Genomic DNA, 6,955 nt, shown 5'->3' with positions numbered 1-6,955 from the left:
AAACAGTTATTTGTAAAAAGTATGGAATGACTGGTCTGTAATGGGCCAGTCTTTTTTATTAAGAATGGACTTGTCTGAGAGTTTAGGTGATAGTGATAACTATTGGTATGAGCCTGGTCGAACGATTACGCTGAAAAACGCGCAGATTCGATTCCCGCATTTTCGTACAATGCTTATGAATCGAGTTCAACCTGTTTTAACCGGGAATTTTCAGGCTTTGCCCGACACGAATCAGGTAAGAACGTAAGTTATTCGCGTTTTTGATCCGGGTAGGAGTTGTGTGAAACTTTTGAGCGATTTGTGACAAGGTATCTCCCTGTTTCACTGTGTATCTTTTATAACGCACAGCGGGAGCAGCTTTAGTTGGTGTGCTCGCCAATACGAACATCATTTCAGCGTCTTTTTGTGCTACTTCAGCAAGCGTCACAGTACTTCCGATTTGTGGATCGTAGTATTTGTAAAAATGCTGCTGAATGTTTATTCGGCTTGTTACCGAATCCAGTTTCGTTCCGTGCCAGTCATAACATTGTAAAACGTTATCGTTGAATTCCAGTAATTTAACGGGGATCATTGTTGAATGCAAACGGTGCATCCGCGGACATTGTTTTTGAACTGCAGGTAATCCACCGCCTGCCGAACCACGACTGTCGACATGCATATAGCATCTTCCGTCTAAACTAGGGCCAACAACCGCAGACCAATAAACAGTTAAAGTGGAGGGATCGATCTGAATGTATAATTTCTTTAAATCGGAATTGAATCCTTTGCTGCGAACTTCCGCTAATCCGGCATTGATCTTATCATTTAAATAACCGCCGAAATTGTCCATTCTTCTGCGATTGAAGGAATGCAGGGCATCATAAACATAGGGTTGTCCGAGTGCTGTATATGAATCTGAAATGATCTGATCGTTTTCTCCCAATTGGATCGTATCCGGATTGAATTTCTCAAACGCAGGAACTTCGAGTACTTTTTTTGATGGAGTAATAAGAACAATGGAATCTGGAGCTTCAATTTCCGGTTCGTTATCCGATTGCGCGTAAAGCGTTTGACTGCTGATAAGCATACTGAGGAAAATGAATTTGATACCCGTCACGATTGTTTATTTCTATATTAATGCGCCTAAATTTAACAAGTTACATTGATAATTAAAAAAAAGATAGCCGAATGGACGAATAAACCCTATAAATTCTGTTAAATGGGGGATTAAACGACCGGAATGGGTGTGTTTTTTTCGGAAAAGGAGAGTGATGCGTTCATTTTTCCTAATTTCGGGCCATGCAGGATTTCAAAGAACTCAGCGCAACCTGGTGCGACCAGTTAAAAGCGGTTTATTCCGAAAGAGAAGCCCGGAATATCTTGCTGCTTGCGCTCGAAGATGTTTTCAGTTTTAATCGTTCTACACTGCTCATTTCCCGTGAAATTGATCTTTCAGAAAGTCAATTGGCGCAATTGACTGACATTTTATCCCGTTTAAAAATGGGGGAACCTTATCAATATGTGGTCGGTTTCACGTATTTCGATGATCTGAAAATACAGGTTGCGCCCGGAGTTTTGATTCCGCGTCCGGAAACCGAAGAATTGGTGGTTTGGATAGATGAAAAGATACAGAGTAGAACCAACCTGAAAATAGAAGATTGGTGTACCGGTTCAGGCTGTATTGCATTGGCGCTTAAAAACCGGCACAAAAATGCTGAAGTATCAGGATATGACATTTCGGAGGAGGCACTGGATATTTCGCAATGCAATGCAGGGGAATTGAACCTGGAAGTACGATTTTCAAGGAAGGATGCATTGAATCCGTTTCCGGAGCAGAAGGTAGATGTGATTGTTTCGAATCCACCATATATTCCCTGGAAAGAAAAGGAAGAAATGCATTTGAACGTAACGGAATTTGAACCGGATCTGGCGTTGTTTGTTCCGAATGATGATCCGCTTTTGTTTTACAGAACGATTGCAAATTATGCTTCGAAGGCTTTGTTGAAAGATGGATTACTGTTTTTTGAATTGCACGAAAATTATGCCTCGGAAACAACGGAAATGGTTGAACAATTGGGATTCTCTTCTGTGGAAATCAGAAAAGATCTGCAGGGAAAACAGCGGATGCTGAAAGCTCAATGGAGTGTGTGATTTATTTGTTGAATTTGTATCTTTCAGAAAGTTAAAAAGGAGTAAAAGCATGTCAGATAAACCAATTATCAAAGAGTATTCAAATGGTGAAATAACTGTTTTGTGGAAGCCTGAGAGTTGTATTCATTCTACTGTTTGCTGGAAAAAAGCAACGGGTTTGCCCAATGTGTTTCAGCCAAATACAAAACCATGGATTAAGGTAGACGGAGCGACAACGGAGGAAATCAAAAATCAGGTAGATAAATGTCCGAGCGGAGCTTTGAGTTATTTGTTGAAAGAAAGTCAGCAAGCGGAAGTCGATGTGTCTCATGTGGTGGAAACATTACCGAATGGTCCTTTGATGGTTTATGGAAATATCACGGTGAAACATGCGGGAATGGAAGAGCAGAAGATTTCGAAAGTGACGGCGTTTTGCAGGTGCGGGGCTTCTTCGAATAAGCCGTATTGTGACGGGACGCATGTGAAGATTAATTTTTCGGATTGATAGAAGGTGTTTTCTGTCCGGAGGTAATTCCGCAATATTACGTCCGATATGGTATTTTTCGTTTTGATTCGGTATGATGTTTTTCCTTGACAGATAGGGACTTTTCTTGAAAATCAGGTTTTATAACCCTCAATTTCCTGGACGTAATATTGCGGAATTACGCCGGTTTTTAATGTGTTTTTCTGGTTTCGCATTAATCCGTCAACTGACGGATTGCAATTCAGTCTCATAAAAGCTGCGCTTCTCCTTCGTTACTGCCGCACGAACGTTTGTTGCAACTCAGTCTTCAAAAGCTGCGCTTTTTCTTACCTTTGCACTTCAGTTCTAAAACGGCATGTCAGCAGCAGATTCAAAATTCATTTCCTTTCATTCAGACGTGTCTCATATTTCCCGACCGGGAAAATTCACGTTCCCCTTTTATTATGAACCTCATGAGTTAGCCCGGATTGCGATGAAGCAACTCCAGGAATATTTAGAGAATCAAACAGACTGGGATCATAATTTCGGGTTGAAGGAAGAGCAGGAAGGTCTCGTGATTGGAAAAATGTTTGGTATTCTGGTAGTGGAAAATAAACATGGAGAACTGGGGTTTCTGGCAGCATTTTCAGGAAAATTGGCCGATTCGAATGATCATGCTTATTTTGTTCCTCCGGTATTTGATTTGCTGGATTCCCAGGGCTTTTTCAGAAAAGAGGAAGTGTTGATCAATGATGTGACGGTGATGATTTCCGAATTGGAAAAAGATGAAAATTACCGGAAAGCAAAATCAGACCTGGTAGAAGCAGAATTGCGTTATACGGCTGAACTTCAAAAGCATAAGAAAGAAATTAAACAGGGAAAGGAAGACCGGAAACGAATCCGCGAACAAGCACAGTTGGAACTGAATGCAGAAGAGTTGGAAATTCTTTTGGAAGAGCTGAGAAAGCAGTCCATCAAAGAGCAGTATTTTCTGAAAGATTTCAATGATTCCAATAAAACGAAAATCCAGGCGCTAAGAACGGAACTGGCTGTTTTCGACAAGCAGTTGGAAGATCTGAAAGAAAAGCGGAAGAACATGTCGAATACACTTCAGAAAGACATTTTTGATTCGTACTACTTTCTGAATTCGCGGAAAGAAAAAAGAAGCCTGCAAAGCATCTTTCAAAATACAATCGACCACAAACCACCGGCAGGAGCAGGAGAATGTGCCGCTCCGAAATTATTGGAATTTGCCTTCGAACACGATTTAAAACCACTTTGCCTGGGCGAATTCTGGTGGGGAGCTTCCCCGAAATCGGAAGTCAGGGTTCACAAACAGGTTTACCCGGCTTGCAGAGGGAAATGTGAGCCGATTTTGGGACATATGCTGGAAGGAATTGCAATGGATGATAACCCGATGCTGCAAAATCCGGCGGAAAACAAAGAATTGGAAATCATTTTTGAAGACGATTTCCTGGTAGTGGTAAACAAGCCGGCTGAATTTTTATCCGTTCCGGGGAAAAACATCGAAGATTCCGTTTATACGAGAATGAAAGCGAAATATCCGGAAGCAACAGGTCCGTTGATTGTTCATCGTTTGGACATGTCCACTTCCGGAATCCTGGTTTTGGCGAAAGACAAAGCAGTACATTTTCATCTTCAGAAACAATTCATCAAACGAAAGGTTCAGAAGCGTTATGTGGCTTTATTGGAAGGTTTGATTATGGAAGACTCAGGGATGATTGAGTTGCCTTTGAGAGTGGACCTGGAAGACCGTCCCAGACAATTGGTTTGTAATGAACACGGAAAAAGAGCAGTCACCAAATGGGAAGTCGTTGAGAGAAGAGAAAACCAAACGCTGGTATACTTTTACCCGATTACAGGCCGCACGCATCAATTGAGAGTTCATGCCGCACATTCCTTAGGACTGAATTCCCCGATTCTGGGAGACGATTTGTATGGAAACAGGGATACAAGACTTCACTTACACGCCCAATTTCTGCAATTCCTGCACCCGGTTACGAAAGAAACGGTGAAGATCAAAGTGGACGCGGATTTCTGATAAATTACTGCTGTAAAATCTGGTAATCCTTTTTTCTCCAGATATATCCATCCAAAATGTAATGTACAACCTGCGGCATAATGAGTAACGGAATGAAAAGACTGATGATCTGATCGTCATTCAATTGTTTGAAAGTGCTGTACAACCAACCGAAAGGAATCGTATTTTCCCGCCAGATAAATACATCCCAAAGCGTTTCTTCAAAATAAGCGAAAGCAAAAACAATTACATAAAAGAGAATCCAGCCCCATTTCGATAAGACAATCTTCAGCAGGGTAGGAGAATCTTCATTCAGTTCCTTTTTCTCGCTGTAATGAACAAGAGCAAGGTATGGAATTCCGTGACCTACCACATTGACTAAGGAGAAGATGAAGTCATTATTGGTGAGAACAATGCTGACATAGTAAGAAAAACAAGTTGCGAGAGTTAAAAGTATCCGGGGCGTATTCAAATAACCGGAATCTTGTTTTTCTTTCCATTCAACGAGCAGGTAAAGTGCTAAAATGATCAGCATCAATCCGTTCAGGAAAGGTTCGGCTTTTGGTAAATTGATATACCAAAAATCGCCGGCTGTCATCCAATTGAAATTTTGTTGTCCGCGCACATGCCAGATCAGAATCGGAATGATTGTGACCGCATAAATTGTAATGGAAAGAACCCGTTTGCGCCATTTGTGAACCGTTTCTTTTTTGGAGTAAAGTCTGAAAAAACCATATTGCTGGCGTATAAAATGAAATACTGCAAAATAGGCTAAAAGCGACCAGAAGAGTTTATTGCTTACGGAATAAACAAAAACTCCGACCACCCAGACCAAAAAAGGAACAGCTAAAAGTTTGAGTTTATGAACTTTGTAAGCGCTCGGTTTAAAATATGTTTTGTAAACAGTTGTGTAGACGTGCGCCACATCAATTGATAGCACAATCAGAATCCAGGACCAGGGAAAAATCTCTGTTTTCTGCTGGTGCGTAAAATGCTCCGGAAGAAAGAAAACAATCAGCGGAGGTATTGCCATCGGAGCAATAAACCACGACAAATCAAAAGCTGCGGATTTAATCCAAATTTTAGGCTTCATAATTTAAAATTGCTGTTGCGGCTAATCGTCCGAGATCAAATCCTTCCTCAAAGACGGAGTAGGAAGAATAATCGGTGTGAGCCAGATGTACTCGTTTGGCAGCTTTTTTAAGCTGTTGGTATTCCTGGTATTTGGCGAGAGCTCCCGGATAAGGAGTTACCATTCCGTGTCCCCAGCGCTGAAAACTGATGCTTTCAACAAGTTGCTCAATATCGGGATGCATCGACGTTAATTCCGAAATAACAAGACCACACATTTCTTCTTCCGTCATTTGAAACAAGCGCTGCCGTTCAGCTTGTTCATCTGCTTTATCCAAAGCCAGGTAAACACTGATTACATGTTTGTCCCTGATCGGTGAGAATTCCTGATGCCGGTCTGAAACATATCCCAAACCTTTGGTTCCGAATTTCACGTTGTCCCAGGCAAGCGGAGTTCCGTTTCCTTCCGGAATCTGATTGAGAACAACAATTCCGATCAGCCAGGGATTGTGTTTGATTCCTTCAAAATAACTTTTCGGCCAAAAAGGAGATTTCAGCAGGTGTTTACTTACATAAGAAGGTGCGGAAACAATGCATTTTCCGGCTGAAACCTGGATTTTCTTTTTGGCTTGCAGATCAATTGCCTGAATGAGTACCTGATCTTCCTGCTCTTCGACGGAATAAACCAGCATGTTTTTCCGGACTTGCTGTTGAATGGATTGTTCCAGTTTATTGGCCAGGTACCCGTTTCCTTCCGACCAGGTGAGAACAGTTGTCGGATCCGTATTTCCCGGAGTTGCTTTTCTTCCGGCGAAATAATGAATTCCCGCCCAAGCAGAGACTTTGTCGTAACCTGCACCAAAATCATCGCGGCAGCAATAATCCAGGAACCAAAGCAGTTCTTCCGATTCATATTTGTTTTCAGCCAGGTATTCTTTGAATGTAATCGTATCAAGATAAGCGACCTCTTTCGTGATTTCGGCCTGGGAAATTGGAATATTGAACAGGTCAATTCCGTTTTCGCTTTTGGCCGCTTTCAGCTCACGCATTTCTTTGAAAAAACGAGTGATTTCGGCGTGTGCTTCTTTGCTGAGACCGTATTCAGGAACAAGCCCTTCGTGAAAAACACCTTTATACAATAGTCGCTCATCCGGTGCATGGCACAGAAAATCCTCGTTGTAGAATTGCAGGCCGTTTTCTTCTTTTTCAATCAATTTGAGCTCCTTCAAAAAAGAGATCAATGGTTCATTACCGGGATTTGCTAATGACAA

General features: G+C 41.7%; 6 protein-coding genes. 3 read left to right on the top strand and 3 right to left on the bottom strand.

Annotation, left to right across the window (positions count from 1 at the left end; genetic code table 11):
• Nucleotides 1–196: 196 nt before the first annotated feature.
• A complete protein-coding gene (locus tag Q1V93_RS03235) occupies nucleotides 197–1,066 on the bottom strand; it encodes a LysM peptidoglycan-binding domain-containing protein (RefSeq protein WP_300661376.1) in 870 nt (289 codons plus the stop codon).
• 212 nt (nucleotides 1,067–1,278) lie between these two features.
• Between Q1V93_RS03235 and prmC the strand changes: the two genes are divergently transcribed.
• From prmC to Q1V93_RS03220, 3 genes are all read left to right on the top strand, one after another.
• Nucleotides 1,279–2,130, top strand: a complete 852-nt coding sequence (prmC, locus tag Q1V93_RS03230; protein ID WP_300661373.1) for a peptide chain release factor N(5)-glutamine methyltransferase — start codon at nucleotides 1,279–1,281, stop codon at nucleotides 2,128–2,130.
• Nucleotides 2,131–2,179: 49 nt separating this feature from the next.
• Nucleotides 2,180–2,614 carry a (4Fe-4S)-binding protein gene (locus tag Q1V93_RS03225; RefSeq protein ID WP_300661370.1) on the top strand — a complete coding sequence of 145 codons (435 nt, stop codon included), beginning with the start codon at nucleotides 2,180–2,182 and terminating at the stop codon, nucleotides 2,612–2,614.
• Between the two features lie 334 nt (nucleotides 2,615–2,948).
• The gene (locus Q1V93_RS03220) at nucleotides 2,949–4,634 is read left to right on the top strand and encodes a pseudouridine synthase (protein ID WP_300661367.1); all 1,686 of its coding nucleotides are present in this window, start codon (nucleotides 2,949–2,951) and stop codon (nucleotides 4,632–4,634) included.
• Nucleotides 4,635–4,638: 4 nt separating this feature from the next.
• Here Q1V93_RS03220 and Q1V93_RS03215 read toward each other — a convergent pair whose 3' ends face one another.
• The gene (locus Q1V93_RS03215; RefSeq protein WP_300661364.1) at nucleotides 4,639–5,706 is read right to left on the bottom strand and encodes a hypothetical protein; all 1,068 of its coding nucleotides are present in this window, start codon (nucleotides 5,704–5,706) and stop codon (nucleotides 4,639–4,641) included.
• Nucleotides 5,696–6,955: FAD-dependent oxidoreductase (locus Q1V93_RS03210; protein ID WP_300661361.1), on the bottom strand; the 1,260-nt coding region annotated here is incomplete at its 5' end. The genes Q1V93_RS03215 and Q1V93_RS03210, both read right to left, overlap by 11 nt.

This window comes from Fluviicola sp., from assembly GCF_030151805.1.
Taxonomy (GTDB): Bacteria; Bacteroidota; Bacteroidia; order Flavobacteriales_D; family Crocinitomicaceae; genus Fluviicola.
This window is presented reverse-complemented; position numbering and strand designations above follow the sequence as displayed.